The 26,512-nt window shown below is 67.5% G+C and carries 27 protein-coding genes; 15 read left to right on the top strand and 12 right to left on the bottom strand.

From position 1 onward, the window contains the following. The first annotated feature begins 5 nt into the window (after window positions 1–5). Both FXN61_RS18335 and FXN61_RS18330 read left to right on the top strand, forming a co-directional pair. On the top strand, window positions 6–551 hold the full coding sequence (locus FXN61_RS18335; RefSeq protein ID WP_167975279.1) for a DinB family protein: 546 nt from the start codon (window positions 6–8) through the stop codon (window positions 549–551). Between the two features lie 132 nt (window positions 552–683). After that, window positions 684–1,193 (top strand): hypothetical protein, encoded by a 510-nt coding sequence (locus FXN61_RS18330; protein ID WP_167975278.1) that lies wholly within the window; start codon window positions 684–686, stop codon window positions 1,191–1,193. On the opposite strand, the gene ybaK is transcribed toward FXN61_RS18330, so the two are convergent. Further along, window positions 1,190–1,666, bottom strand: a complete 477-nt coding sequence (gene ybaK / locus FXN61_RS18325; protein ID WP_167975277.1) for a Cys-tRNA(Pro) deacylase — start codon at window positions 1,664–1,666, stop codon at window positions 1,190–1,192. The genes FXN61_RS18330 and ybaK overlap by 4 nt on opposite strands. A 50-nt stretch (window positions 1,667–1,716) precedes the next feature. On the opposite strand from ybaK, the gene FXN61_RS18320 reads away from it, so the two are divergent. Further along, a complete protein-coding gene (locus FXN61_RS18320) occupies window positions 1,717–2,382 on the top strand; it encodes a sigma-70 family RNA polymerase sigma factor (protein WP_246291709.1) in 666 nt (221 codons plus the stop codon). Further along, window positions 2,379–2,639 (top strand): mycothiol system anti-sigma-R factor, encoded by a 261-nt coding sequence (rsrA, locus tag FXN61_RS18315; protein WP_167975276.1) that lies wholly within the window; start codon window positions 2,379–2,381, stop codon window positions 2,637–2,639. Before FXN61_RS18320 ends, rsrA begins: the two co-directional genes overlap by 4 nt. Window positions 2,640–2,694: 55 nt before the next feature. Here the strand turns inward: rsrA and FXN61_RS56395 are convergent, their stop codons facing one another. Beyond that, entirely contained in the window at window positions 2,695–2,769 is a 75-nt protein-coding gene (locus tag FXN61_RS56395) for a 50S ribosomal protein bL37 (protein WP_096498094.1), read from the bottom strand. A gap of 53 nt (window positions 2,770–2,822) precedes the next feature. Between FXN61_RS56395 and FXN61_RS18310 the strand changes: the two genes are divergently transcribed. Next, window positions 2,823–4,301, top strand: a complete 1,479-nt coding sequence (locus FXN61_RS18310; protein WP_167975296.1) for a PAS domain-containing sensor histidine kinase — start codon at window positions 2,823–2,825, stop codon at window positions 4,299–4,301. Window positions 4,302–4,455: 154 nt separating this feature from the next. Here the strand turns inward: FXN61_RS18310 and FXN61_RS18305 are convergent, their stop codons facing one another. Then, window positions 4,456–4,710, bottom strand: coding sequence for a WhiB family transcriptional regulator (locus FXN61_RS18305; RefSeq protein ID WP_015104912.1), 255 nt, complete (start codon window positions 4,708–4,710; stop codon window positions 4,456–4,458). A gap of 244 nt (window positions 4,711–4,954) precedes the next feature. Beyond that, window positions 4,955–5,890 (bottom strand): diacylglycerol/lipid kinase family protein, encoded by a 936-nt coding sequence (locus FXN61_RS18300; RefSeq protein ID WP_167975275.1) that lies wholly within the window; start codon window positions 5,888–5,890, stop codon window positions 4,955–4,957. Window positions 5,891–6,141: 251 nt separating this feature from the next. Here FXN61_RS18300 and FXN61_RS18295 point away from each other — a divergent pair, with 251 nt between their 5' ends. The 3 genes from FXN61_RS18295 (at window position 6,142) to FXN61_RS18285 (ending at window position 8,330) form a co-directional block, all read left to right on the top strand. Next, window positions 6,142–6,576 (top strand): hypothetical protein, encoded by a 435-nt coding sequence (locus FXN61_RS18295; protein WP_312877827.1) that lies wholly within the window; start codon window positions 6,142–6,144, stop codon window positions 6,574–6,576. A gap of 82 nt (window positions 6,577–6,658) precedes the next feature. Then, entirely contained in the window at window positions 6,659–7,372 is a 714-nt protein-coding gene (locus tag FXN61_RS18290; RefSeq protein ID WP_167975273.1) for a S1 family peptidase, read from the top strand. Between the two features lie 112 nt (window positions 7,373–7,484). Next, window positions 7,485–8,330 (top strand): SAM-dependent methyltransferase, encoded by an 846-nt coding sequence (locus FXN61_RS18285; RefSeq protein WP_312877826.1) that lies wholly within the window; start codon window positions 7,485–7,487, stop codon window positions 8,328–8,330. On the opposite strand, the gene FXN61_RS18280 is transcribed toward FXN61_RS18285, so the two are convergent. The 4 genes from FXN61_RS18280 to FXN61_RS18265 all read right to left on the bottom strand — a co-directional run bounded on the left by FXN61_RS18280 (window position 8,327) and on the right by FXN61_RS18265 (window position 11,565). Continuing rightward, window positions 8,327–9,799 (bottom strand): glycoside hydrolase family 28 protein, encoded by a 1,473-nt coding sequence (locus FXN61_RS18280; protein WP_167975272.1) that lies wholly within the window; start codon window positions 9,797–9,799, stop codon window positions 8,327–8,329. The two genes, FXN61_RS18285 and FXN61_RS18280, sit on opposite strands and share 4 nt — an antisense overlap. A 150-nt stretch (window positions 9,800–9,949) precedes the next feature. Further along, the gene (locus FXN61_RS18275; protein WP_167975271.1) at window positions 9,950–10,366 is read right to left on the bottom strand and encodes a DUF5684 domain-containing protein; all 417 of its coding nucleotides are present in this window, start codon (window positions 10,364–10,366) and stop codon (window positions 9,950–9,952) included. Window positions 10,367–10,495: 129 nt separating this feature from the next. Continuing rightward, window positions 10,496–10,969 (bottom strand): GNAT family N-acetyltransferase, encoded by a 474-nt coding sequence (locus FXN61_RS18270; protein WP_167975270.1) that lies wholly within the window; start codon window positions 10,967–10,969, stop codon window positions 10,496–10,498. Further along, window positions 10,969–11,565, bottom strand: a complete 597-nt coding sequence (locus FXN61_RS18265; RefSeq protein ID WP_167975269.1) for a histidine phosphatase family protein — start codon at window positions 11,563–11,565, stop codon at window positions 10,969–10,971. The genes FXN61_RS18270 and FXN61_RS18265 overlap by 1 nt, the downstream gene beginning before the upstream one ends. A gap of 68 nt (window positions 11,566–11,633) precedes the next feature. On the opposite strand from FXN61_RS18265, the gene FXN61_RS52270 reads away from it, so the two are divergent. Together FXN61_RS52270 and FXN61_RS18255 are read left to right on the top strand one after the other, a co-directional pair. Further along, window positions 11,634–11,795, top strand: a complete 162-nt coding sequence (locus FXN61_RS52270) for a hypothetical protein (protein WP_167975268.1) — start codon at window positions 11,634–11,636, stop codon at window positions 11,793–11,795. A gap of 165 nt (window positions 11,796–11,960) precedes the next feature. Beyond that, window positions 11,961–14,618, top strand: a complete 2,658-nt coding sequence (locus tag FXN61_RS18255; RefSeq protein ID WP_167975267.1) for an alpha/beta hydrolase family protein — start codon at window positions 11,961–11,963, stop codon at window positions 14,616–14,618. Window positions 14,619–14,649: 31 nt separating this feature from the next. On the opposite strand, the gene fxsT is transcribed toward FXN61_RS18255, so the two are convergent. Both fxsT and sodN read right to left on the bottom strand, forming a co-directional pair. Beyond that, window positions 14,650–17,052, bottom strand: a complete 2,403-nt coding sequence (gene fxsT, locus FXN61_RS55445; protein ID WP_167975266.1) for an FxSxx-COOH system tetratricopeptide repeat protein — start codon at window positions 17,050–17,052, stop codon at window positions 14,650–14,652. Between the two features lie 131 nt (window positions 17,053–17,183). After that, window positions 17,184–17,591 carry a superoxide dismutase, Ni gene (gene sodN / locus FXN61_RS18245; RefSeq protein ID WP_030476597.1) on the bottom strand — a complete coding sequence of 136 codons (408 nt, stop codon included), beginning with the start codon at window positions 17,589–17,591 and terminating at the stop codon, window positions 17,184–17,186. 93 nt (window positions 17,592–17,684) lie between these two features. Between sodN and FXN61_RS18240 the strand changes: the two genes are divergently transcribed. Beyond that, window positions 17,685–17,966, top strand: a complete 282-nt coding sequence (locus FXN61_RS18240) for a S24 family peptidase (RefSeq protein ID WP_312877829.1) — start codon at window positions 17,685–17,687, stop codon at window positions 17,964–17,966. On the opposite strand, the gene FXN61_RS18235 is transcribed toward FXN61_RS18240, so the two are convergent. Beyond that, window positions 17,956–18,555: a dTDP-4-dehydrorhamnose 3,5-epimerase family protein gene (locus tag FXN61_RS18235; RefSeq protein WP_167975265.1), complete on the bottom strand. Its 600-nt coding sequence runs from the start codon at window positions 18,553–18,555 to the stop codon at window positions 17,956–17,958. The genes FXN61_RS18240 and FXN61_RS18235 overlap by 11 nt on opposite strands. A gap of 335 nt (window positions 18,556–18,890) precedes the next feature. Between FXN61_RS18235 and FXN61_RS18230 the strand changes: the two genes are divergently transcribed. Together FXN61_RS18230 and FXN61_RS18225 are read left to right on the top strand one after the other, a co-directional pair. Further along, window positions 18,891–20,087: an NAD(P)-dependent malic enzyme gene (locus FXN61_RS18230; protein ID WP_376770672.1), complete on the top strand. Its 1,197-nt coding sequence runs from the start codon at window positions 18,891–18,893 to the stop codon at window positions 20,085–20,087. A 290-nt stretch (window positions 20,088–20,377) separates the two neighbouring features. After that, the gene (locus FXN61_RS18225; RefSeq protein WP_312877825.1) at window positions 20,378–23,476 is read left to right on the top strand and encodes a bifunctional diguanylate cyclase/phosphodiesterase; all 3,099 of its coding nucleotides are present in this window, start codon (window positions 20,378–20,380) and stop codon (window positions 23,474–23,476) included. On the opposite strand, the gene FXN61_RS18220 is transcribed toward FXN61_RS18225, so the two are convergent. Then, on the bottom strand, window positions 23,438–24,988 hold the full coding sequence (locus FXN61_RS18220) for a bis-aminopropyl spermidine synthase family protein (protein ID WP_167975263.1): 1,551 nt from the start codon (window positions 24,986–24,988) through the stop codon (window positions 23,438–23,440). The two genes, FXN61_RS18225 and FXN61_RS18220, sit on opposite strands and share 39 nt — an antisense overlap. A gap of 131 nt (window positions 24,989–25,119) precedes the next feature. On the opposite strand from FXN61_RS18220, the gene FXN61_RS18215 reads away from it, so the two are divergent. Continuing rightward, window positions 25,120–26,202, top strand: coding sequence for an ABC transporter ATP-binding protein (locus FXN61_RS18215; RefSeq protein ID WP_167975262.1), 1,083 nt, complete (start codon window positions 25,120–25,122; stop codon window positions 26,200–26,202). Continuing rightward, window positions 26,199–26,512: ABC transporter permease family protein (locus FXN61_RS18210; RefSeq protein WP_512698749.1), on the top strand; the 314-nt coding region annotated here is incomplete at its 3' end. The genes FXN61_RS18215 and FXN61_RS18210, both read left to right, overlap by 4 nt.

Raw genomic sequence — 26,512 nt, 5'->3', positions numbered from 1 at the left:
CGCCCATGACCGTTCAACTGGACGAACAGGGCCGCCCGGAACCGCCGATGGACGGCGACGAGCTCGCCACCCTGACCGGCTTCCTGGAGTTCCACCGCGCCACCCTCGCGTGGAAGACCGAAGGCCTGACGGCGGAGCAGCTGAACCAGACCACCGCCAAGTCGTCGATGACGCTCGGCGGTCTGATCAAGCACCTCGCGTACGTCGAGCAGCAGTGGTTCCACACGGTCCTGCACGACCGCGAGCCGCTGGAGCCGTGGGCGAGCGTGGACTGGAAGGCCGACAACGACTGGGACTGGCACTCGGCGGCCGCCGACACCCCGGAGCAGCTGAACGCCCTCTGGCAGGACGAGGTCGACCGGGCGCGCAAGGCCGTCGCCGAAGCTCTCGACGAGGGCGATCTGGGCCAACCGGCCAAGCGCGCGCCGTGGCGGGACGGCCGTGTCCCGAACCTGCGCTGGATCCTGACCCACATGATCGAGGAGTACTCGCGGCACAACGGGCACGCCGACCTGCTCAGGGAAGCGATCGACGGCCAGATCGGCGAATAGAGCGAGCTCGTCCAAGTGAGACGGGCATCGACCAAAAGTACGAATACCGTTCTTCGTGACAACCGGGTGGATCTCCGCGGCGTCAACCGATGTGTAAGGCAAACGCCAATCGGGATGAATTCGGGAGAACACGTGAGCCGTTTCCGCACGATCGCGACCGCAGCCGCACTGGCCGGCACTGCCGCATTGGCCGTCGTGGCGACGTCCGCCGCTCAGGCCTCCGACACAAAGGCGGAGACCCGTTGGTGCACCGGCAGCGATCTGGCGATCCGCGTCGACGACATGCACTCTCCGTCGGTCAAGAGCAAGGCGCACATGATCAGGTTTGTCTCCGCGGAGGGCGCCACCTGCAGGATCGGAGGCACCGTGAGCAACGTGCGCTTCCTCGACTTGAACGGCAAGGACATGCACGCCTCCCAGAACGGAGGCCAGCCTCCGTACACCGAGGCGCCGGTCGGCGAGGATCGCTATGCCGTTACCTACGTGGCATCGGACGGTGAGGGTCCTCAGCTGTCCCCCGCGTTCGTCCGCTTCAACCTGCCCGGCCAGGGCAAGCTGGGCGACTTGGTCACCATCGCGTGGCCGAAGTCTGGTATCGGCGCGAACGTCCGGATGGGCGGCATCACGGTGCCGGTCAGTTAAGCACTGATTCGGGCGACCAATGCATTGGTGAGTCGCACTAGGTCGGTAGGCGTGATCTCGACTTCGAGACCACGCCTACCGGCGCTGCAGAAAATCGTTTCGAATTGCAATGCCGACTCGTCCAGTGCGACCGGCAGACGCTTTTTCTGGCCGAGGGGAGAAATGCCGCCCGCGACATAGCCCGTCGCACGTTCGGCATCGGCCACCACGGCCATCTTGGCCTTCTTGCCCTTCAGCGCCGCGGCGAGTCCCTTGAGATCGAGCTGCGCGGTCACCGGCACGACGCCGACCGCGAGTTTGCCGTCCACGTCGGCCACGAGGGTCTTGAAGACGCGTTCCGGCACCAGCCCGAGCGCCTCTGCCGCTTCCAGTCCGTAGGACTCGTGGCGGGGGTCGTGCTCGTACGAGTGCAAGGTGTGCGCCACCCGCTGCTTGTCCAGCAGCGCTGTGGCGGGGGTCCCACGTCCGGCCATGCGGAATTACTACCAGCACGTCCGTTGTTACGAAGGACGTGGTGACGAACATGCTCGAGCGGCCCCGCGTATTGTCGGTCCCGACCCAGAACCTGTGGGAAGGGAGCGCGGTGCCCGCCACCGGCACAACGGAGACGACGGCGGAGCGAGCCGCGCGTTTCGAGCGCGACGCTATGCCGATGCTCGATCAGCTCTACTCGGCTGCCCTGCGCATGACGCGCAACCCGGCTGACGCCGAGGACCTCGTCCAGGAGACGTACCTCAAGGCCTACTCGGCGTTCGCGTCCTTCTCGGAGGGCACGAACCTCAAGGCGTGGCTGTACCGGATCCTGACGAACACCTACATCAACGGCTACCGCAAGAAGCAACGCCAGCCGATTCAGCAGCCGACCGACGAGATCACGGACTGGCAGCTGGCGCAGGCGGAGAGCCACACCTCGTCCGGGCTGCGCAGCGCAGAGGTCGAGGCACTCGACAACCTGCCCGACAGCGACGTCAAGGAAGCATTGCAGCGATTGCCGGAGGAGTTCCGGATCGCGGTCTACCTCGCCGATGTCGAAGGCTTCGCGTACAAGGAGATCGCAGACATCATGGGCACCCCGATCGGCACGGTGATGTCCCGGTTGCACCGGGGCCGTCGCCAGCTCCGCGACATGCTGGCGGGCGTCGCCCGTGAGCGTGGTTTCCTCCGAGGCAACAACGGAGAAGCGTCATGAACTGCGGCGAACCCCATGACACCGACTGCTCAGAGGTGCTGTCCGAGGTCTGGCTCTTCCTGGACCAGGAGTGCGACCAGGCCCGCCGCGCGGCGCTGCAGACGCACCTCGACGAGTGCCACCCCTGCCTGGAGCAGTTCGGGCTGGAGGAGCACCTCAAGGCGTTGCTCGCGCGCAAGTGCGGCGGGGATCTCGCCCCGTCCGACCTGAAGGCGCGCATCCGCGCCACGATCGTGGAGATTCGCACCGAGAGCTGAGCTGGACAACAAAAAGCCCTGGTCACGTGCTCGTGACCAGGGCTTTTCGCAGCACTCAGGCGTTGGGGCGCTTCCCGTGGTTCGCGCCACCCTTCTTGCGGTCGCGGCGCTTGCGGGCACGCTTCGACATCTGTGTCTCCTAGGATCGAACTGCTTCACCCACCAGTTTCGCATGGAGGAGTTCTGAGCACGCTCACGGACCTGCTGGCCGAGCACACGAAGCTCTCCGGCGCCGCCGTCGACCACCTCCAGCTGGTCGTCGCCGAGTGGCAACTCCTCTCCGACCTCTCGTTCGCGGACTTCCTCATGTGGGTGCCGCTGGACGACCAGACGTTCCTCTGCGTCGCCCAGGCCCGTCCCACGACGGCGCCGACGGCTCACCCGGAGGACGTGGTCGGCAGCGCGGTGGACTCCGAGGAGCACCCGCAGCTGCGCAGGGCGATGGACGAGTCCCGCATCTGCCGCGAGGAGGACCCCCGCTGGCACCTGGGCGTGCCCGTGCGGCGCGAGACCATCCCGGTGCGGCTGGGCACCCAGGTCATCGCGGTGCTGAGCCGCAGCACGAACCTGGCGGTGCCGCGCGTGCCCTCGCCGTTGGAGATCTCGTACCTCGGCAGCGCGGCCGACCTGTGCCAGATGATCGCGGACGGCACGTTCCCCGCGCCGGAACCGTCCCCGGACGTGCACACCAGCCCGCGCGTCGGCGACGGTCTGATCAGGCTCGATCCGTCCGGTGCGGTGGTGTTCGCGAGCCCGAACGCGCTCTCGGCCTATCACCGCATGGGCCACGCCTCAGATCTCGTGGGCGTGCACCTGGCCCCGTTGACCCGCAGCCTCATCGGTGATCCGTTCGACGCCACCGAGGTCGCCCAGCGCATAAGGCAGGCACTGGACGGGCAGCCGTCCATGCGCATGGAGGCCGAGTCACGACGCGGTGCCGCCGTTCTGTTCCGATCCTTGCCCTTGCGGCCACGCGGGCAGGCCGCGGGCGCGATCGTGCTGTGCCGGGACGTCACCGAGGTGCGCCGGCGTGACCGTGCGTTGATGTCCAAGGACGCCACGATCCGCGAGATCCACCACCGGGTGAAGAACAACCTGCAGACCGTGGCCGCGCTGCTCAGGTTGCAAAGCCGCAGGCTGACGAACCCGGAGGCGAAGGAGGCGCTGGCCGAGTCGGTTCGGCGTGTGACCTCCATCGCACTGGTTCACGAGACGTTGTCGATGTCCGTGGACGAACGGGTTGACCTTGACGACGTGGTCGACAAGGTCATCCCGATGATGAGCGATGTCGCCGTCACCGAGACCCAGGTGAAGGTGCGCCGCGAGGGTGGTTTCGGGATCGTGCCGGCGGAGATCGCCACCCCGCTGGTCATGGTGCTGACCGAGCTCGTGCAGAACGCCTTCGAGCACGCCTACGCCCCTGGCCAGCGCGGAGAGGTCGTCGTGCACTCCGAGCGGTCCGCCAAGTGGCTCGACGTGTCGATCACCGACGACGGCAAGGGGCTTCCGCCCGGTTTCTCCCTGGAGCGCACGGATCGTCTCGGTTTGCAGATCGTTCGGACCCTTGTTGATTCCGAATTGAGAGGGTCGTTGAGCTTGCGGCGAAGGCCCCGAGGCGGTACAGAGGCGGTCCTGCGCGTACCGCTCAGAGGGCGGCGCTAAACTAACGCCGTGCACACGTGACGACCAGCCTCAGCGGTCTCACGTGGTCATGCGGGAGGGTGTGCAAACAAAGAAGCCCGACACCTGGCACGGTGTCGGGCTTCTTCCAAAATGATCAAACGCTGTGTTGCTTTGTTCGCGGCTAACTGCCTGGTCAGGCGTTGCTGCGGGCCCGCGTGCGGGCGTTGCGGCGCTTGAGTGCGCGGCGCTCGTCTTCGCTCATCCCGCCCCAGACGCCGGCGTCCTGGCCGCTCTCCAGTGCCCACGCGAGGCAGTCGGAGACGACGGGACAACGACGGCAGACGGTCTTCGCCTCGGCGATCTGAAGCAGCGCGGGACCACTGTTCCCAACGGGGAAGAACAGCTCGGGGTCCTCGTCGCGGCAGATCGCGCGGTGGCGCCAGTCCATTGGAACTACTCCTCAGCTAGGCGCGCACAAGGGCACGCCGGTTGTCAGCGGTCGTTTTGGGGTGCTTGTGAATGCTTTCACGAACGGCTGGGATGTCAAGGGGTAAGCACTGACCCGGTGAGTGAACTCACCCAAAAGATCGACACCGTTCACCAGGGGTTTCACGCTCTGCTGTCACTCGACTGCAGTACATCCCGGGTGGGTACCGAGACGGTCACGAACCGGTCACGGACTGTCAAGTCGCTTATACGGCAACAGTCAACGCGTCGGGGACCGCCCTGAACTCCACCGCCGTGGTCTTGCCGAGGAAATCGCCGTCCACCTGGAGGTTCGCGGGCTCCTCGCACTTAACTCTGACATAACCCACGTCGTCACGCCGAACGAGATTTCCGCCCTTGGGATTCCCGGTCGAGAGGACCTGGGCGACGTAGCGCCCGACGGTCGGCACGCGCAGGGTCTTCAGTGCGCTCAGACCAAGGCCGCCGTCGAACGACGTGCTGGGGTTGAGCTGGATCGCCTTGTCGCCGAAGTACGTCCACGGGTCGGTGTTCGACACGAACACCATGCCGACGTCGTTGAACGGCGCCTCTCCAGGAACCTCGACCGTGAAGTGCTGCGGCTTGCGCACGTTCTGCGCATACGCCCTGAAGGCAACGCTCAAATAAAGAGCGGGACTCGCGTTGCGGCCCTTGGCGCGCTTGCGTTCGACCCCCGCCACGACGTCGGCGTCCAGGCCCATGCCCGCGTTGAACGTGAACCAGCGGCCGCCGTGGATGACGTCCGCGAAGACCTGCCCGAGCCCGATGCGGCGCTTGGTGCCGTGCTCGATCGACTGGAGCAGGACGTGCGTGGCCTCGACCGGGTCGCGCGGGATGCCGAGCGCGCCGGCGAAGACGTTCGCCGAACCGCCGGGCACGACGCCCAGCATCGGCTTGTTGGGGCGGGGGCCACCGCGCAGGATGCCGTTGACCACCTCGTTGACCGTGCCGTCGCCGCCGTGGGCGATGACCAGGTCGAACCCGTCTCCCGCTGCCTGGCTGGCGGCGTCCGCCGCGTGGCCGCGGTAGCAGGTTTCGATGATCTCCAGCTTCACGTCGCTGGCCAGTGCGTGCGCCAACACATCTCGCCCCGCCGGCGTAGTTGTAGTCGCCTGCGGGTTCACCACGAGAAGAGCGCGCACTACTTGAGAGTAGGACAGTGCGTGACCGTTCGCGGCGCGCATGTCCTCCCTCAGGGTGGCCCCAGCATCACGAACGTGGCGCAAATCTCCCTTCCGTTAGCTCCGCGTAGGCCCCGCAGACGAGTGCACCCCGGACGACCGCCGGCTCGCTGAAGGCCCCTTGATCTTCCCGCGTGGGGCATGCCAAGTGAGCCCTCCAACCGGGTGGCCTACGATCCGTGACCAGTACAGAACGTGAGGAAAGGTCTCCCGTGACCACTGCGACCCCGGCGCCGCCGCGCGCTGTGCGCATCGCCGCCGCGCTCACCTTTCTGCAGGGCTTGGGCGGTATCGCACTGGCCGTCGCGCTCGTCGTGCGGGTGATTCAGGGCGCTCCGTCGGGCGGCCCGATCCTCGGCGCCGCCGGAGTGCTCGCGATCTGGTTCGGCGGGGCGGTCCTCGCGTCGATCATGTTGTTCCGCGGCCAGCACGGTGCGCGCACGCCCGTGATCGTCACGCAGCTGCTGCTGCTCGGCTGCGCCTGGTACGCGTACGGACCCTCGGAGCAGCAGCTGCTCGGCTCGTTGGGCGGCATCTACTGCGTCGTCGTGCTCGTGCTGCTGTTCACCAACGACGGCCGCCGCTGGGCGATGGGGTACGACTCCGCGGAGTCGGCTGATGTGAACGAAGGCGACAAAGCCGACTAACGGAGGGTGGTCAGACTCACACGACCGAGTGAAGCTGTGCGTGGTTGCTTAACCACTCCCTGCACTCACGAGGTGACCAACCATGCGTGTTCTGACCGCGATCGCGGGCGCCCTCCTGGCGGCGCTCTCCCTCGCACCTGTGACGGCCTCGGCGGCGCCCGAGGACCCCGAAATGTCGCCGATGATCATCGGTGGCAGCTACGCCCAGAACTTCCCCTACGCGGCGCGCCTGTTCGCCAACGGGCGGGAGAACTGCTCGGCCACCAAGATCGCACCTCAGTGGATCCTGACCGCTGAGCACTGCGTGGCCTCGAACACCGCCAGGTACACGTTCCGAGCGGGCAGCCTGGACCAGACGTCCGGTGGACAGCTCGTGACCGGTGACCGGGTCGTCAAGCACCCGTCGGCCGACCTGGCGCTGGTGCACGTGACCACGTCGATGACCTCGCCGTTCTCCCCGCTGGGCTCGCCCGTCTCGGTCGGCGAGACCGTGAAGCTCTACGGCTGGGGCGCCACCTGCACCAACCAGCCGGAGATCAACTGCCAGTCGCGCTACCTGAAGGTCGCGGACACGCGGGTCACGACCACCAACGGGCGTGACTACCGCGGTGGCGTCGCGATCAGCGTCCGTCGCATCGACGGCATCGCCGCCGGTGGAGACTCCGGTGGCCCGATGTTCGCGGACGGCCGTCAGGTCGGCGTCGCGTCCACCTCGGACCGCTCGAGCGTCTCGAACTACACCAGCGTCAACCACGCCCCCTACCGCGACTGGATCCGGCGGACCGCGGGCGTGTGACACACCCTGATTGACCAGCGGTAACCCTGCGATGGCCCTCGGCTTCTGCCGGGGGCCATCACCCTGCGTGTTCACGAATGGTGGATGGACACGAACGGAGTAGCCGGTTACCGTGCCTCCAGCGTTCGCGCCGCTCGGCAGCAGGGTGAGGTGCGCAGTGCAGGACGGCCCGAAGCGGGTGACGACAAACGGCGATTCCGAACGCCCAAATGTGGCTCGCCTGTTCGACTACTACCTCGGCGGAGCGCACAACTTCGCGGTTGACCGCGCGTTGGCCGAGGAGAGCATCAAGAAGTTCCCCGTGGCCGAGATGGTACGGACGATCAGGTCCTTCTCCCGCCGCGTGGTGCGGCTGTGCGTCGAGGAGATGGGCATTCGCCAGTTCCTCGACCTGGGCAGCGGCATCCCGACCGCCGGCAACGTCCACGAGGTGGCCCAGTCGATCGACCCGTCGTGCAACGTGGTCTACGTCGACCACGACCCGGTGGCCGTCGCCCACGCCCGCACGATGCTGCGCGACAACCTGAACGCCGCCATCGTGCAGTCCGACATCCGCGACGTCGGCGCCGTGCTGCGTCACCCTGAGACGCGCCGCCTCATCGACTTCACCCAGCCGACCGCGGTGCTGATGGTCGGCATCCTCCCGTACATCGTGGACGAACCCGCGGGCGTCGTTGCGCGCTATCGGGCCGCTCTGTGCGAAGGCAGCGTTCTCGCGTTGACGCACCTGACGAAGGACGTCGAGCCGGAGCTGGTGGACCACATCGTCGACCTCGCGGACGGCATGGAGTCCGAGCTCATGCCGCGGTCCAAGCAGGACGTGGAGGAGTTCGTCTCCGGTCTGAAGCTGCTGGAGCCGGGGCTGGTGCTCGCCGCCCACTGGAGGGCGGACGGCGAGCTTCCCGGTACCTCTGCCGCGGCCGACGCCTCGACCTACGGCGCGGTCGGCATCATCTAGTTCGTCTTGGCTCGCAACGCCTGACCGTTCGTCGTCGTGCTGTCCGTGACGGACATTCCGCTGCTCTTGCGCCACTGCAGGTCGTTCGCGCCAGTGCTGCGTTCCACCTTCACGCCGTTGAGCGAGATGTTCTGCACGCTGTCGGTGGTGAACGCCGGGCGGCCGTCGTTCTTCTCGAACTCGACCGTGCTGTTGAGGAACTTCACGTCGGTCGCGTTGCGGATCCAGAACCCGAACGCCGGTCGCACGCCGAAGATGCGGGGCGGGTACTCGCCGGACACCTCCGGCGGGCTCTTCGAGGCGTCCGACTCCTTGTGGTTGCCCGGCACGGTCAGCTTCACGTTGTCGAACGTCAGACCGGTGATCTTCGAGTCCGAGCGGCCGGAGATGGTCGACGCGTACTCGGGGTCGCCGGGGATGTCACGCGGCGCGGTCAGGTTCGTGCCGGTGATGTTCCGGTAGGTGATGTTGCGGATCTTGCCCGTGGGCGGGTTGTTCGGGCAGCGGCCGCGCTTGCCGATGTGGATGAAGATCGGCGAGGCGGTCTTGGTGAGCTGGATGTTGTCGTAGACGACGTCCTCGATGACCGCGCCGTCCATCGACACCATGCCCAGGCCCGCCTTCGAGGCACCGGTGACCTTGAGGTTGCGGAACTGGACGTTCTTGAAGCTGCCGCAGGTCTCCGAGCCGAACTGGATGGCGTTGTTCTCCGTCGACTGGATCGTGGAGTCGCGGACGATGTTGTTCTCGCTCAGGAACGTCTTGCCGGTCGCGTAGTCGCTCTTGAACGCCACCGCGTCGTCGCTGGAGATGACCGTGGAGTTCGACAGCTCGATGTTGGAGCTGTTGATGAAGTTGATGCCGTCGCGGTCGTCGGGGGTGTCGACGGTGATGCGGTCGAGCTTCATCCCGTTGCAGCCGTTGACGATGATCGCGAAGTGGCCGGCCTCCCTGAACGTCACGTCGGTGATGTTGACGTTCTTGCAGAACTTGAGCGACAGCATCTTGTCGCCCTTGCCCGCCGGGATGTTCTCCCCGGTCTCCAGCTTGTTGGCGCCGTCGATCACGCCCTTGCCGGTGAAGTTGATGTTCTCGACGTTCTCGCCCCACAGCAGCGCGTTGCGGAAGTGGCTGTGCCCGAAGTCCTGGTACCTGGAGTTCGGGTTGGACTCCGGCGCGTCGATGCCGCTGCCGGACGCCACGATTCGCGCGCCCTGCTGGATGTTGATCGTGATGTTGCTCTTCAGATGGATCGAGCGGGACAGGTACGTGCCGGGCGGAATCTCGACGACACCGCCGTTGGCCGCGCTCGCCGCGGCGATGGCCTTGTCGATGGCGACCGAGTCGATCGCCTTGCCGTCGCCCTTCGCGCCGTAGTCCTTGACGTTGAAGCTGGCCGCCTTCGCCACGCCCACCGGTGCCACGACCACCGCTAGTGCGACGAACGCGCCGGTCAGTCGACGCCTCATCGTTGAGAGGTCCTTCCTCGTCCTGCGTCGAGGGCGGCGGCAGCTCGGCGTCTGAAACGTTCTGAAAACGGTTTCATCACCGACCATAGTGAAGGCCGGGCCTGAAGTACAGGGGTGTCTTCTGGCCCGGCCTTGGTCGTGCTCAGGTGCTCAGCCCTGGTAGGCGCCCTGCTGGCCCGCCAGCGCGGCCGGGCCGCGGTACTGCGCGCCACCGAACGCGAGGATCGCGTAGCCGATGATGCTGAACAGCCACAGGGCGACGACGCCGAACACGGAGTCCTTCGCGAAGGACTTGGCGATGTCCATGGAGACGATCAGCGCCATGACGATGTTGACGATCGGGATCAGGAACAGGATCAGCCACCAGCCGGGACGACCCGCGACCTTCAGCCACACGTAGATGTTGTAGATCGGGATGATCGCCGCCCAGCCCGGCTGCCCGGCCTTGGCGAAGACCTTCCACATCACGACGATCGCGAAGACGGCGAAGGCCAGGTAGATGATCGTGCCGACGATGCCGATGCCTGCAGCGGCGGCCGGGTCGACGGTAGTCGGGTCAGTGCCCACGGTCTTTCCTTCTTTCCACGCTTACTTTTTGGTGCCGGGGGACCGGCGTGCGGGGACGCTGCCAGCACCATGCACCGGTCCTGTGTGGAATTCCCGTTTCGTGAGCCTTTCGAGACCATCCGTCAACCTTCAGAGTGAAGAGGCCAGCTTTTGCAGCGCTTCTTCGGCCACTCGCATCACCGTCCACTCGTCCATTGGGACGGCACCGAGCGATTTGTAGAACTGGATGCTCGGCTCGTTCCAGTTGAGGACCGACCACTGCAGCCGGCTGTAGCCCTTGGCCACGCACTCCTGGGCGAGTGTTTCCAGGAGCTTCTTGCCGAGGCCGTTGCCGCGTTGCTCCGGCGTGACGTAGAGGTCCTCGAGGTAGATGCCGTGCACGCCGTCCCACGTCGAGAAGTTGAGGAACCACAACGCCATCCCGACGACCTGACCGTCCACTTCGGCCACATGTCCGAACAGTGCGGGGTTCTCGCCGAACAGCGCGGTGTGCAGCTGTTCCGCGGTCAGGTGGCACTGCTCGGGTGCCCGTTCGTACAGCGCCAGCTCGTGCACCAGCTTCACGACCGCGTCGACGTCACGCGGTTCCACACGCCGGATCATCACACCTCCCACGCAGGCACGTTGAGCCTGCGCACCTGCGGGTCGCCCCGCTCGTCGCCCAGCTGGCAGATGCCGGCCGGGTCCAGTCCGAAGTGGACACCCTGGTCCGGCGCCAGTCCCAGCCACGCCGCGATCAGCACGCGGCTGAAGTGCCCGTGCCCCACCAGCACCACGTCGCCGCCGGACAGGATCTTGCGCGCCTCGCCGAGCACCTTGCGGGCCCGTTCCTGCACCTCCGCGTGCGTCTCACCGTTGGGCATCGGGTGCGACCACACCGTCCACCCGGGAACGCGCTCGCGAATCTGCGGCGTGGTGATGCCCTCGTAGTCGCCGTAGTCCCACTCGGCCAGGTCTTCGGTCGTCGCCGTGATCTCCAGGCCGGCCAGCTTCGCGGTCCTGGTCGCCCGTTGCCGGGGACTGGTCAACACAAGCGCAGGTGCCTGGTCCGTGCCCCTCAGCCGTGCGAGCGTGGCGCCCGCGCGGCGTGCCTGCTGCTCGCCCTCGGGCGTCAGCTCGATGTCAGTGCGTCCCGTGTGCCTGCCGCTCTCGGACCATTCGGTCTGGCCGTGACGCAGCAGGTAGAGGTGGGTGCTCACCTGTTCGATCCTAGGGAGTGACGGGGAGCACGTTTGGGGGAGTCCACCTTCGAGGTACCCCGCTCGCCATGACCGCCGAGCACCCCGACCACGGCGCACCCGACGAGGTCGACCCCCAGGAGATCCGCGAGGCCTTCGGCGTCCGCGTCGCGCGCATCCGAGCGGAGCTGACCTCGACGTGGAACAAACTGAGCCAGAACGAGCGCGAAACCGACACCAGGGACCAGTGACGTTTCGGTTGTGCATGTAACGCATCCCCCGGCGTTGGGCCGAACGGCGTACTACTGCGGTCGGGTTGTTGTTTTATTTGGCAGATTCCCTGCGCAATGACGTGCCATGTGCTGTGCGGCGTCGATAGAACGGAGTGGCTCGTCCTTTATGAGGGGGACCCACACATGCGCCGCACAGTCGCGCTTTTGATACCTGTTCTGCTCGCCGCGGTCCTACCGGCTCTGCCCGCGTCGGCCGCGCCGGAACCGCCGTCGCCCGGTTGGGCCGTCGCGGGTGACGTGATCCGGTGGACCGCTCCCACGCCGATGCCGTTGTCGGACGCGGGCGTGGAGTTCTGGGAGGGGGACAGGTTCCTCGGTCTGGCCAGAGAGTCGGCCGACCTGCGCACCTTCACTTTGTCGGCCTCGCTGAAGAATCCGGGCGCGCTCCAGGTGCGTTCGGCCGGGCGCCGGCTGGACGTCACCGAGCCCGCGGCTGCTTCGCTCGCCGCGCCCCAACTGCCCGCCTTGCAGCCGGAGGCGGCGGTGGATCCCGGCAAGCCGGGGCCGTACGCCACGAGCACCGGGGAGTACTCGCTCGACCCGGTCAAGCTGCCCGAGTACGCGGCGCCGATCGAGATGGAGGCCGTCGTCGTCGCGCCCAAGGGTGCTTCCGGCAAGCGGCCGCTGGTGCTGTTCCTGCACGGCAGGCACTTCACCTGTTACAGCAAGACCAACCCGAACCAGATCCTGATGGCCTGGCCGTGCCCGGCCGGATCCACCGCCGTGCCGAGCCACCGCGGGTACCTGAAGGCGCAGCAACTGCTGGCCTCGCAGGGATATCTGACGGTGTCGATCTCCGCGAACGGCGTCAACGCCCAGGATGCGATGACCGCCGACGCGGGCGCACAGGCGCGTTCGTCGTTGGTCCGCCACCACCTGGCGAAGTGGGCCGACTGGTCGGCAGGCCGTGGCTCGGTGCCCGCCGCGGTGAAGGCGGCGCCCGCCGCCGACATGTCGAAGGTGTTGCTGGTCGGCCACTCCCGCGGTGGTGAGGGCGTCAACCGTGCCGCGACCGACAGCCTGACCCCGCCGCCCGGTGACACGGGGTTCAGCGGACCGGTGCGGTGGAACATCCGCGGCGATGTGCTGATCGGCCCGACGATCTTCGGTCACAACCCGGCGCCGGACGTGCCGTCGGTGACGTTCCTGCCCGGCTGCGACGGCGACGTCTCCGACCTGCAGGGGCAGATGTTCCTGGACCAGACGCGCGGCCTCAGTCGTGGCGCCGCGTTGCACAGCGCGCTGTACATGGTCGGCGCGAACCACAACTTCTTCAACAGCGAGTGGACGCCGGGCCAGGCGGAAGCGCCGGCGAGTGACGACTTCTGGCCTGGCCAGGAACCCGACGCGGTGTGCTCACCGGGAATGGCGACCCGCCTGACCGCGGACCAGCAGCAGACCATGGGCGCCACCTACATCGCGGCGTCCGCGCGTCTCTTCCTGGCCCGTGACGAGTCGGTGTTGCCGCTGCTCGACGGCTCCGGCGTCCGCGCGCCGTCCGCTGACCCGGCGCGCGTTCTCTCGCACGCCATCGGTGGCGACCGCAAGTCATTCGTCGTCCCGGACGGTGCGATCTCTGCTTCCGGCAGCGCAAAGCTGTGCCAGCAGATTTCACGTGACGCCGCGGTGGCGTGTGGTGGTTCCCGTTCGCCGCACTTCGTCGGCTTCCGCTACGGCGCTTCGCAGCCCGAACGTCTCTCGGTCGCGCTGAAGTGGTCGGCCGCGGGCCAGGCCGGCGAGGTTCGCCCCGCCAAGCCCGTTTCGTTGAACGGGTCGAAGGAACTTGCGCTGCGCCTGGCCGTGCCGCCCAACTCGCCTGCTTCTCGTTTCGGGGTCGCCGTAACTGACCAAAGTGGACAGAAGCGCTCGCTGGGTTCGGTCTCGGTGACCGGTCTGCCGGCCACCGAGCGCCTGAGTGCTCTGTGGGCACAGGAGGTCCGCGTCCAGCTGCCAGCGGGCATCGGTCATGTGACCGCGCTGGAACTGGTCCCCGAGTCCGCTTCCGGCGAGGCGTGGCTCATCGACGCCTACGGCTGGAACAAAGGTCTCGTCCCGGTGGTGCCAACGCGTCTGGCCCGCGTCGACGCCACTGTCACGTCGGTCGACGAGGGCAACTCCGGCACCCAGACCCGCAACATCACCGTCACCGCCACCGGCAACGGCACTCGCGTCGTCCGGCTCTTCTACAACGACTCCGCGAACCAGCCCGTGACCAAGCTCGTGACGCTGAAGCCGGGCGAGCACCGCACCGAGGTGCCGGTCTCCTTCACCGGCAACACCAGGTGGAGCGCCGACACCCGCCACCCCGTCGGGGTGCTGGCGATCTCCAACGCTGTTGTCGGTTCTGCCGTTGGTGGCCTGCTCGTGCGCAACGACGACCCGGCGCCGACCGTGACGGTCACGCCGGTCGCCGACAGCGTGAAGGAGGGCGGCACGCTGACCTGGAAGCTGACCCTGTCGGAGGCCGCCGACTCCGGCGTCATCGTGGTGGGCAAGCCGGTGGCACCTTCGGGTGCGCCGGAACTGTCCACAACGGACGTCGATGCCCAGTGGTTCTTCGGCAACTCGGGCGAAGAGGCCACGCCGTCGCGACCGCTTTCCTCGACGGGGCTTGAGCTGTGGGTGTACGTCCCGCCGGGCCAGACGACGTACGAGATCAAGGTGCCCTCCTCGGCCGACTCCGAGACCGAGGCGGAGGAGCAGGTGCGGTTCAAGTTCGAGGGCGAGTCGCCCACGGGCATCGGGTTCGAGGTGACCGGCAAGGTGGCGGACGCCGCGTAATCCTTGTGTTGCAAGCGAACGGTGCCGCTTCCTACTCGGGGGCGGCACCATTGCGTTTCCGGATCATCTTTGCTCGCTCGAACAGCGGTTCGGCCTCGTCACGTCGTCCCAGATCGACTAAGGCATTTCCGAGGTGGACCAGGCTGGAAGCGACCGCGGCATGGTCGGGCCCGTAGATGGCTTCGCGAATGGTGACGGCTCGTTCGTGCAGGGGTCGGGCCTCCGCCGATCTGCCGACTCTGCGGAGGACGTCGCCCAGGTTGTTCAGAGTCACCGCGACGTAGGGGTGGTTGGGGCCGTAGGTGGCTTCGTAGATGGCGAGGGCTCGTTCGTGGAGGTCCATTGCTTCGGCCGGGCGGCCCAACCCGCTGATCGCGTTGCCGAGGTTGCTCAGGCAGGCTGCCAGATCGACGTTATTAGGGCCGTAGGTGGCTTCGAAGATGGCGAGGGCTCGTTCGTGGAGGTCCATCGCCTCGGTCGGGCGGCCCAGCAAGTTGATCGCGTAGCCGAGGTTGTTGAGATTGACGGCGACCCTAGGGTGGTCGGGCCCGTGAGCGGCTTCGTTGATGCTGACGGCACGTTCGAGCAAGGGCTTGGCTTCGCCGGCGCGGCCCAGGTCGTTGAGTGCAGTGCCGAAGTTGTTCAGAGTGGTGGCCACGCTGACGTGGTCGGGGCCGTAGGTGGCTTCGAAGATGGCGAGGGCTCGTTCGAACAAAGGGAGGGCGTTGACGGCACGGGCTGTGACCTGCAGAAAGGTGGCCGTGCGCTCGTGCAGCCACAGGCTGGGTGCGGTGGTGTGCTCTGGGGCGCTGCTCTCCATGCCATCGAGGACCGCGAGGACATGAGGTAGCAACGCGCGCCATCGCGCCCAGTTCTCCGGTGCGTCCTCGATCTGGGTAGGCAGATCGGCATCGAGGAGCTCCTGCGCGGTCGCGCGTCCTGGCCGCGGGGTCTCCGCGCTGGGCCGGCGGAGGTGATGTGCTCGCAGCGACTGCTGCAGGAGCCGGTGGGCGATCGTGATCTCGGTGCTGGTGCGCCGCACGAAGAACCCGTCGGCCAGGGCGCCGACGGTCTCCGCCCAGTCGAGCGGATCTCGTGCCGCCGCAGCCAGTGGAACCGGAAGCTCATCGGGATTGTCGACGAACAGGTCGAGCGGCACCGGCTCAGGCGCCATCCACGCCAGCAGGTCCAGCAGCTGGCTCGCAGCGGGATTCCGCTCGCTCAGCGCGGTCAGCGACAGGTCCCACAGCGTGGTCAGGGTCTCGTGCCGGTTGATGACCCGTCCGCGACCGATCATGTCCGCCGCTCGCTCGCGGAACAGCCGCACGTAGTCGTCCACGGACAACCCTGTGCTCTCGGCGTAGGCGCAAGCCTGCTCGATCGCCAGCGGCAAGTCTCCGAGCAGCTGTGCCAGCGTCTCGGCCTGCTCGCGGGACGCGGTGCGCAGCCGGCGCTGCACCAGGGCAACGCTTTCGGCCCGATCCAGCACGTCGAGGTCCAGCACGGTGCCGAGCGCGGCGAATCCACCGCGCCGCGTTGTGATCACCACCTGGCCATGGCCCGATGGCAGATAGGGCCACAGGTCGGACGGCTCTTCCGCGTTGTCGAACACCAGCAGCCACCGAGCCCGGCCGCGCAAGTAGTCCAGAACCCGTTTGGTGGTGGACGGGTCGACGTCGATGCCCAGGGCGATGCCGAGCTCGGTGAGGTGGTCGGGGATCACGGCCGGTTGTTCGGCGGGGATCCACCACACCACGTCGAAGTCGCTTGCGAAGAGGTGCGCGTACTCGATCGCGAGTTGTGTCTTGCCCACGCCTCCCATGCCGTACAACGAGTGCACGGCGATCGTCTTGCTGGAACGCAGGGCCTCACGCATCCGCTCCAACGACTCGGCTCGGCCGGTGAAGTTGGGGTTGCGCGGTGGCACGTTCCACACAGCGGGCAGCGTGCCGGGAAAACTCGGTTTCGTGGCGGCGGCCCGCCCAGGAAACGCAGGAGGCTCTGGCGGCTTCAGCCGGCCCGTCAACGCACCTCGAACGACACGATGCAGTCGTGTGCGCGCGGCGACCTCGTCCAAGCCGAACAGGTCCTCCGAGACCACAGAGCCCAGCAGGCTCGGCCGCTCGCAGTCCTCCACCCGCAGCACCAGCAGCTTCCGGTCGCCTCCAGCCGGATCGTCGCGCCACGCGGCCTGCCACTCGGCGGCTCCGTACACGGACTCCAGATAGGCGGAGGACAACACGGCGATCGTGCGTTCGGAGACCTGCACGCCTTGGTGCATCGCACTGACCCAGTTGCTACCGGGCACGATGTCCCACGCCTGGATCAACACCCGGTGACCCTGCGCCTCCAGCTCCCAGGCGATCCACTCGGCCCACGATCTGTCGGCCTGGGTGTACGACACGAAGAAGTCCCGCTCGTAGTCACCGGCCACCCGAAACCCCCACCCTCACAGCGTGTGCATCAGGTCACATCGCACGCCACCAACCCGGGGTTACCCCCGAACGACGAATGGCGCCGCACCCTGCCCAGGGATGCGGCGCCGTTCAGAAAGACAGCGAGGGCTCAGCCCTGCTTGGTCTCCCAGAAAATCTTGTCGATCTGCGCGATCAGGTCCAGCAGGGCCTGACCCGACGCGGGGTCCATCGAACCCTTGGTGCCCGACGCACCCGCGGCCTTGGTGGCGCGGTTGAACAGGTCGTGCAGCTCGGGGTACTTCTCGAAGTGCGGCGGCTTGAAGTAGTCCGTCCACAGCACCCACAGGTGGTGCTTGACGAGCTCGCTGCGCTGCTCCTTGATCAGGACGGCGCGCTCCCGGAACTCCGGGTCCTCGTTCGCCTGGTACTTCTCCTGGACCGCCTTGACCGACTCGGCCTCGATGCGGGCCTGCGCGGGGTCGTAGACGCCGCAGGGCAGGTCGCAATGCGCGGTGGCTTCGACGCGCGGGCGGAGAATGCGCGACACGAGTCGCATCGTTCCTCCCAGAATGAAAACAGTGGATGCTCCGACAAGAAGACCCTACTCCGGCTGACCGAAGGGTGATCGTTGAGACCGCGCCTCTCTACCGTGCTCGTGACAGGGCCGTCGATGGTGCCGGCACTCCGCCACGAGGACATCGTGCTGGTCAGGTGGGGTGCGAAGCCCAAGCCGGGCCAGGTGGTCCTCGTCAGGTGGGCCGGCAGACCCGATCAACTGTCCATCAAGCGCGCCTCTCACCCAGTGGACGGTGGGTGGCACGTAGTAGGAGACAACCCCTACGCGAGCACGGACTCCGAACATCTCGGGCCGGCCGAGGTGCTCGGAGTCGTCAGGGCTCGACTGTGGCCGAGGCCCAGGCTCAGGCTTTGAGGGACGCGTACAGGGCCACGCAGTCCTCGTAGCGCGGCAGCACACCGGCTTCGTACGCCTCGGCCAGCGTGGGCGCCGACGTGTCCTTCTCCGACAGCAGGAACGCCAGCTCGCGCGGCCAGGGCAGGTCCAACGCGGGGTCGAGCGGGGTCAGGCCGTGTTCGCCGGTCGGGTTGTAGACCGTGGAGCAGAGGTAGTTCATGGTCGTGTCGTCTTCCAGCGCGATCATCGCGTGGCCGAGTCCCTCGGACAGGTAGACCGCGTTGCACTTCGTCGAGTCGACGAGCACCGCGTCCCACTGGCCGAACGTGGGGGAGCCGACCCGGATGTCGACGATCATGTCGATGAACGAGCCGCGCGGGCAGAAGACGTACTTGGCCTGGGACGGCGGGACGTCGGCGTAGTGGATGCCGCGGATGGTCCCCGCTCGGGAGACGCTGTGGTTGGTCTGGGCGACCCGGAGGGGGTGTCCGACCGCCTCGACGAAGGCGGCCTCCTGGTACGGCGAGACGAACACGCCGCGGTCGTCGGGGAATGTCCGAGGGGTGAACTCGAACGCGCCGTCAATTTTCAGCGAACTCGCCTGCATGCCGTCACTCTAAGGCGTCAAAGTTTCTTGACCGATCGGGTGCTTCCTGCCTGCATAAACCGACCGGTCGGTGCAGAAAACCGGACGGACGTCTTGCTACATGCCCTCTGACCTGCGGAAAAAGTGTGATCCCCGCCGCAGACAGCGGAGCGCGACCCTGCCACACTTCCGTCACCCGCAGCACTCGGGCGGCTCTCCGACGCAAAACTCGTGGGAGATGTCGACCGACTTTCAAGGCCCCGTGTACCTGGCGTGACAACGCTGGGCCGGTGCGCCGTTTGGTGATGAGCCCACGTCCGGGGCTACTACGCCGCCCGCACCGCAGGAGGGACGCCGTGACAGCAGTGAACGAAGCCCGTACCGAGAACTCCGATCCGACGAAGCTGACGGACGAGGAGATCTTCAACGCGCACCTGGGCGGGAAGCTCGAGGTCGGCGCGACCGCCTCGCTCGCTGACCCGAAAGCGCTGTCCATCGCGTACACCCCCGGTGTCGCACGAGTGAGCAAGGCCATCGCGGAGGACGCCGCCCTCGCCGCGAAGTACACGTGGGCGCACCGCCTGGTCGTCGTCGTCAGCGACGGCACCGCCGTGCTCGGTCTCGGCGACATCGGCCCCAGCGCGTCGCTGCCCGTCATGGAGGGCAAGTCCGCGCTGTTCAAGACGTTCGGCGGCCTCGACTCCATCCCGCTCGTGCTCAACACGACGGACGTGGACGAGATCGTCGAGACGCTGGTCAGGCTGCGCCCGTCGTTCGGCGCCGTCAACCTCGAGGACGTCTCGGCGCCGCGCTGCTTCGAGCTCGAGCAGAAGCTGATCGAGGCGCTCGACTGCCCGGTCATGCACGACGACCAGCACGGCACGGCCGTCGTGTCGCTCGCCGCGCTCAACGGTGCGAACACGGTGCTCGGCAAGAACATCGGTGACCAGCGGGTGGTCATCTCCGGTGCGGGCGCCGCGGGCATCGCGATCGCCAAGATCCTGATCGCCGCCGGCGCGGGCGACATCACGCTGCTCGACTCGCGCGGCATCGTCCGCACCGGTCGCGCCGGCCTCAACCCGGTCAAGGAAGAGATCGCGGCGGTCACCAACTCCAGCAACCTCGACGGCGGCATCGACGTGGCCCTGCGCGGCGCGGACGTCTTCATCGGCGTGTCGTCGTCGAAGGTGTCCGAGGAACTGATCGCGAGCATGGCGGACGACTCGATCGTGTTCGCACTGTCCAACCCGGACCCCGAGGTGCATCCGGAGGTCGCCGCCAGGCACGCCGCGATCGTGGCGACCGGCCGCAGTGACTTCCCGAACCAGATCAACAACGTGCTCGCGTTCCCCGGCATTTTCCGCGGGGCGCTCGACGCGGGTGCGCGGCGGATCACAGAGGGCATGAAACTCGCGGCCGCGGACGCCATTCTCGCCGTTGCCAAAGATGATTTGGGTCCAGATCGAATTGTTCCGTCCGCACTGGACCCGCGCGTCGGACCCGAGGTCGCCGCAGCTGTGGCGGTTGCCGCGAAGGCCGACGGCGTCGCCTGATCCCGCTGTTCATTCGCCACCCTTTTGCAAGTTCACGGGGACCGAAACCACGAACGTGGCTTTTCGTTAACCCGTGCAGGGCTGGGCGATGACGCTCCGAAGCGCTACCGTCCCTCTCCTCGGGTGTTCACCCGAGGAGAGGGTTCGTGTTTGCCGCCGTTCGGGTGCCGTTGTCGTGCCCACCCGAATTGCCGCGGGCGGCGGATACGGGAGAGGGTGGGCCGGTGCCCAAATGGGTGGGACGCGCGACGGTGGTGAACGGCCGTGCACGGACGGCTACGAAGCCTCCGGTGACGCTTGACGGGCTGACCCTGCCCGATGCGCCGTCGTTGCTCGTCGACATCAAGGGTGTCGTCATGCAGGCGAACCCGGCCGCCGTGGAGCTGGCCGCTGCCCAGGGAGCCGACGACCTCGTCGGGCACCCGCTCGGCGAACTTCTCCTCGGCAACCAGTCCGATCTGCGCCTGTTGCGCGCCGACGGCACCGAGCTGCCGGTGCGCGTGGCCCGCCACGCCGTTCCGGGAACAGGCCTGCAGGCCGTCCTGCTGATCGACGTCTCCGATCTCGCCGCCGCCGCGGAAGCGTTGCGCGACGAACAGCGCCGCCTGCGCAAGGTGCAGCGGGTCGCGGAGCTGGGTTCGTGGGAGTACGACCCGGAGACCGGCCTGACCGTCTGGTCGGACACGCACTACGAACTTCTCGGCGTCGAACGCGGCGCGGTCGTGCCGGGAGCGCAGGCCGTTCTGGACGTCGTGCACCCCGACGACTACGCCATGGTCGAGTCGTACTGGCAGGGCCGTGAGATGACCGGCGACCCGATCGACATCGAGTACCGGATCGTGCGCCCGGACGGACAGCTGCGGTGGATCAGGGGCGTCGCCGAGGCGAGGCTGACCGATCAAGGCCAGCTGGACAAGATCACCGGCTACATCCGCGACATCACCGAGTCCAAGCGCGCGGCCTCCGAGCTCGCGCAGGAACGGGCGCGCCTGCTGGAAGCGCAGCGCATCGCCCGCATCGGCAGCTGGGCCTACGAGACCGGCACGCGCGCCGTGCACCGCAGCGAAGTGCTGATGGAGATGTACGCCGAGCTGGGCATGAGCCCGGACGACGACCTCCTCAGCGGCGTGCACCCCGACGACAGGGAGGCCGTCAAGGACCTGCGGCACCGGCTGCTGCACACCCGTGACGACGCTCCGGTCGAAGTCGAGGTCCGCAGCGAGATCGGCGACCGCGTCTACATGTGCCGGGCCCGCGCGGAGATCGCGCCGTCCGGCCGCATCGAGCGCTACCACGGCACCATTCAGGACGTCACCGAGGCACGCGCGCTGGAACGCCAGATGCGCGAAGACCGCCGAAGACTGGCGGACGCGCAGCAGGCCGCCCGCCTCGGCATGTGGGAGTGGAACCCGGCGACCGGCCAGGTCGTGTGGTCCGACATGCTGCGTGAGCTCGTCGGCCTGCCGGCGGAAGTTGATGGCAGCTACCAGGCGTACCTCGATCTGGTGCACCCCGAGGATCGCGGCTGGGTCGACGACCTGTGCCGTCAGCTCGTGGTGGACGAGGTCGCCATGCAGTTCGAACATCGCATGGTGCGCCCCGACGGCTCAATGCGCATCTTCCGCTGCCACGGCATGATCGTCCACGACCCGCACGGCAAGCAGCTCGCCGTCGGCACCGCGCAGGACGTCACGGAGCAGCGCGCCGCCGAGGCCCGCATGAAGCGTTCCTCGCAGCGCTTCACCGACCTCGTGTCGGTCACTCCCGTCGGCATCGGCCTGTTCGACGAGGGCGAGCGCCTGGTTGACGCCAACGACGCGTTGTGCGATCTCCTCGGCATGGAACTGGAGCAGCTCCGCGGCATGACCGCCGAGCAGCTCACCCACCCCGAGGACACCTCGCCGGGCCTGCAGTGGGCCGCCGAACGCACGCAGAAGATCCCGCAGCGCATCCTCGTCCGTCCCGACGGCGAGAAGGTCTACTGCGAGCTGCACATCGCGTTGTCCGTTCAGGACGACGGCCGCCGCTTCTGGCTGATCGTGTTCCTCGACATCACCGAACGCCGCCGCGCCGCAGAGGCCCTGCGTCACCAGGCCACCCACGACGAGCTGACCGGCCTCCCGAACCGCGCGCTGGTGAAGGAGATCCTCGGCAAGCTGCTGGAAGGTCCCGGCCGTTCCAAGGTCGCCGTCTTCTTCTGCGACATCGACAACTTCAAGCGCGTCAACGACTCCCTCGGCCACGACGCGGGCGACGAGCTCCTCGTGGCACTGGCGAGGCGGCTGGAAGGCGGCCTGCCCGACGGCTGCACGGCCGCCCGTCTGTCCGGCGACGAGTACGTGATCATCTGCGAGGACATCGACTCAGTGGGCGGCGTGGACGCGCTGGCCACCCGTGTCGCTTCGCTTCTGAGGACCGCCGTTCCGGTGCACGGCCAGCTGGTCCGGGTCTCTGCCTCGATCGGCGCCGCCGTGCCGAACGGCTCGCGAGCCAACGGCGCGGACCTGCTGCGGTTCGCCGATGCCGCGATGTTCGAGGCGAAGCGCAACGGCGCCGGGCGCGTGTCCCTGGCTTCGGCCGCGTTGATCGCTTCCGCGGACCGTCAGGTGCACCTCGAAGGCCAGTTGCGGGACGCCTTGCAGCACGACGGCCTTGCCCTGCACTTCCAGCCTGTTGTCGGCGTCGACGGTGCCGTGCTGACGGCCGAGGCCCTGGTGCGCTGGCCGCATCCCGATCGAGGGCTGCTGCCGCCGGACGTGTTCCTGCCGGTGGCCGAGCAGGGCGACCTGATGCGCGAGCTCGACCGCTGGGTGCTGCGGACGGCGTTGAAGGAGGCCGCGACCTGGCCCGCGCCGGACGGTCGTCCGGTGTCGGTGGCGGTGAACCTGGCCGGGTTGGTGCCGGGCGATCCGGAGTTCGTCGACATCGTGTCGAACGCGATCATGGAGTCCGGCGTGCCGTGGGACCGGGTGGTTCTGGAGCTCGTCGAGACCGCCTTGGTCGATCTGCCCTCGCGGGTGCGTCAGTCGATGGACGAGCTGGTGCAGCGCGGTGTGCAGTTCGCCGTGGACGACTTCGGGACCGGGTACTCGTCGCTGGCCAGGCTGAAGGACCTGCCGGCGCAGATCATCAAGGTGGACCGGCGGTTCGTTTCCGGTGTGGGCAACGACTCCTCGGACTTCGCGGTGGCACGCGCGGTGGTGGACATGGCTCGGGCCATGGGACGCAAGTGCGTGGCTGAGGGCGTTGAGACCGCCACTCAGTTCCACGTTCTGCGCGGCGTCGGCGTGGACGCGTATCAGGGGTGGTTGTTCTCGCGTCCGGTGCCGCCCAAGGAGTTCCGCGCGATCCTAGCCCTCGGGCCGCTCCACATACCGCGCGCTGGCTGAGATCTGCGGCAGCAGCGCCGCGATCCGGTGCTTCGGCAGATCGATCAACCGCAGTTCGAGATCGTCGGCCGCCACGGAGGCGTTGTCGACGATCTCCGCGGCCTGCCGCTTGGTCAACACGCCCTGCGACGCGGTGATCAACGCTTCGCGCCAGACGTTGCGCAGCTTTCCGTGTGCCTTCATGAGCACTTCGCGGACAGTGCGGTCGCCCAGTGACAGGGTTCCGGTCAGCACCTGATCGGCGACAACGATCGTGGTCTTGCCATCTGGGTTGTTGCGCAGGAATTTCAGCGTGAACCGCGTCGCCACCAGTTCCTGAAGTTCCTTCTGTCCCGCCTCCGACGACACGGCCGGGTGGTTGTTCGGCACCAGGCAGGCCAGCCGGGCCGGTGAAGAAGCCAGAAGCGTTCGCAGCAACCACGGTCCCGGATCCGCGGACAGGTCGACGGCCAGCGAAGCGGCACCCTTGCCGACCGGCTCCGCCCACCCCGCGGAACGCGGCTTGGGCGGCGGTGAGGACTCGGGCCGCGGCGCCAGTTCCGACAACGCGGACAACGCTTCCTTCGAAGGCCCGGAGGACTCCACGGACTGCGCGCCGTGCGTGTAGATCCGCGTCCCGCCGGACACCGCGCGCCGACCGGTCGGCCGGCAGACGTACAGATCGGCGGCGGAACCGATGGCCTGGGCACCGTCGAAGCGGTGGAACGCGGGCAGGATCGCCTCGAACACCAGCCCGAGCTTCTGCAGTTCCTGCTGCACCTTCAACCCCAGCGCGGGCGTTCGGTCGGAGAACCCGTATGCCAGCAGCACACGTCCGGCGGAGATGTCCGCGAGCGCCTCGACGGCACGTCCGGCGAACAGCCCCATGCCCTCCGGCGAGTAGGGCGGGTCGCTGAAGACCAGGTCGAAGGACTCGAGAACCGAGGCGGGCAGCCCGAAACGCATGTCGCAGTGCAACGTCCGGACGTCGAAGCCGCGAGAGGCCGCCCGCGAGTCGATGAACTCCAGCAGTCGCTCGTCGAGGTCCACGACCGTGATCGACACGTGAGGATTGACCGCCGCCACGGCGAGCGAGGTCAGGTCGTGATCGCCCAGACACAGCAAACGCTTGCCTGCCAGGTCGTAGGTGGAATTCAGCCACACGGCGCGGTTGAGAGCGGTTTCCGCGGTCGCCTGCACGTGATCCAACGAGGACAACGGCGGTGGGACGTCGGCGATGTCCACGAGGATCTGGCGCAGCACGTCCGTGTGGTCGCGAACTCCCGAAACGTCGAACGCCTCACGGTAGGAGGCCACCCGACCAGGCGCGATGCGGTAACGATCGTCTGAAGATTCGATGTCGTCACCAGCCGCCTTGAGCAGCTCCTGGACGGTGCGGCGGGGCACGGCGGGCAGGCGTACGAGCTCGGCCAGCGGGTGCCAGTCCTCGCTGAGCAGGGACAACACCTCGCGGAGCTTGCGGGCGTGCACGCCGCGCTCCGACACCAACTGGCGAACCTGGTCGATCGTCACAAGCGGTAAACCATACGGCCCGTCACATCCTGGAACGTTGCGCCGGGGTACGCCGAACGAGTTAAGGTCACACAGATCTGCATCCAGGGCGACCCAAACCGGGAGGTCGTCACGACCGGAGGGATCTTCGGGTGATCGAGTTCCGGGCCGTCACCAAGCGGTTCGAGGACGGGACCATCGCTGTCGACGAGCTCGACCTCACGGTCGAGGCGGGCACCATCACGGTGTTCGTCGGCCCTTCCGGCTGCGGCAAGACGACGTCGCTGCGCATGGTGAACCGCATGATCGACCTCACGTCGGGCACGATCCTGGTGGACGGCAAGGACGTCCTGACCGTCGACCCGCCGACCCTGCGGCGCGGTATCGGCTACGTGATCCAGCAGGCGGGTCTCTTCCCGCACCGCACCGTGCTGGACAACGTCGCGACCGTGCCGCTGCTGTCCGGTTGGGACAGACGAAAGGCACGCACCCGTGCCGCGGAGCTGCTGGAGATCGTCGGGCTCGACCCGGCGTTCGGCAAGCGCTATCCGGCGCAGCTTTCCGGCGGTCAGCAGCAACGTGTCGGCGTCGCGCGTGCGCTCGCGGCCGACCCGCCGGTGCTGCTGATGGACGAGCCGTTCAGCGCGGTGGACCCGGTCGTCCGGGAGGACCTGCAGAACGAACTCCTTCGCCTGCAAGCGGAACTCGACAAGACGATCGTCTTCGTCACACACGACATCGACGAGGCCCTCAAACTCGGTGAGCGCGTCGCGGTGTTCCAGACCGGCGGGCACCTCGCGCAGTACGCGCGGCCGACGGAGCTGCTGGCCGCGCCCGCCAACGACTTCGTGGCGTCGTTCGTCGGCAGGGACCGCGGCTACCGCACGCTCACGTTCCTGCACGCCGACGTGCCCGTGCACCCGATCAACACGGCGAAGCTCGGTGAGCGCATCGCCGTCGCGGACTGGACGCTCGTCGTCGACGACGAGAACCGGCCGAAGGGCTGGCTGTCCGGTGTGGACGGTGAGGTCGAGGTGGTCGAGAAGGACCTGATCTCCGGCGGCTCGCTGTACGACGGCACCACGTTGCGCGGCGCGCTCGACGCGGCGCTCAGCTCGCCGTCGGCTCTCGGCGTGGCGGTCGACGAGACCGGCGCGGTGGTCGGCGTCGTGCAGGCAGACGACGTGATCAAAGCGCTCGCGAAGGCCCGCGCGGCGGGTGAGGTCCCGAAGTGACCTGGATTTTCGAGAACTGGGAGAGGTTCTGGGAAGTCACCGAGGTGCACCTCCGGCTCTCGATCGTGCCGGTGCTGATCGGGTTCGCGCTGTCGATTCCGCTCGGGTGGTTCGCGAGCCGATCCGCGACGGCGCGCGCGATCCTCTTCCCGCTGGCCAACATCCTCTTCACGATCCCGTCCATCGCGCTGATCGTGATCACCCCGGTGCTGATCGGCGTGAAGATCCTCGACGAGATCAACGTCATCGTGCCGCTGGTGATCTACACGGTCGCGCTGATGGTCCGCTCGGTCGCCGACGCGCTGGCCGC

Origin of the sequence: Lentzea indica (genome assembly GCF_012184385.1) — a bacterium.
GTDB lineage: Bacteria > Actinomycetota > Actinomycetes > Mycobacteriales > Pseudonocardiaceae > Lentzea > Lentzea indica.
The sequence above is the reverse complement of the archived record's forward strand: the minus strand, read 5'-3'. Positions and strand labels throughout refer to the sequence as shown.